The 728-nt window shown below is 46.4% G+C and carries 1 protein-coding gene and 1 pseudogene; both read left to right on the top strand.

Features of this window, described 5'->3' with window-relative positions; genetic code table 11:
• On the top strand, window positions 1–540 hold a 540-nt coding region (locus R8N49_RS26980), incomplete at its 5' end, for an EAL and HDOD domain-containing protein (RefSeq protein ID WP_318190434.1).
• Between the two features lie 106 nt (window positions 541–646).
• Window positions 647–728 (top strand): annotated as a pseudogene (locus tag R8N49_RS26975) (transcriptional regulator); the annotation flags it as partial.

Here is a 728-nt window from a genome sequence, read left to right as displayed (position 1 = left end):
ATCATTACGCAAGATGTGGCCTTGTCGTACAAGTTACTGCGTTTTGTGAATACCCAGATCACCACATTAGAGGTGGAAATCAGCTCGTTCCGTCAGGCGCTGATTTACCTTGGTCAAGACAAGCTGAAGCAATTTGTCTCTTTGGTGGTGGCGTCTTACATCTCAAGCAACAAACCGCGTGAGTTGTACAACCTCTCTTTGCAACGTGCCCAGTTCTGTGAGCTGATGTCGCGTTACCAACCTTTTTCTCATCTTAATGAGCAAGGCTTTATGGTCGGCTTATTGTCGATCTTAGATGCCATGCTCGACTTATCGATCGAAGCTTTGGTGAAGCAATTGCCGTTGAGTGATTCTGTGCAGCAAGCATTACTGCATCGTAAGGGTGAGTACGGCGTGCTGATCTCGCTAGAAGAATGCTACGAGCGAGCTGATTGGCATGGCGTCGAAAAGCTCTCGGGTCAGTTGGGTTTGTCATTCGATGAAGTCAAAGCCTCGTTAAGCGAAGCGGTTCGCTGGAGCCAAAGCGTCGTCACGGTCTAATTCTCTCTATTAGTATGAAACTTTTATGAAGGCAAGGGTGTGGCTCTTGACGCCTTGGCACAATTAAATAAACATATACGCATATCCATATATAGGTATGTTAACTATGCTTCCACATCAGTTTTTCAAGCTTTTATCTGACGAGACTCGTGTGCGCTGCTTAATGCTGGTAGCCCGCGAAGGAGAAA

Source organism: Vibrio sp. 1978, assembly GCF_033344345.1.
This window is presented reverse-complemented; position numbering and strand designations above follow the sequence as displayed.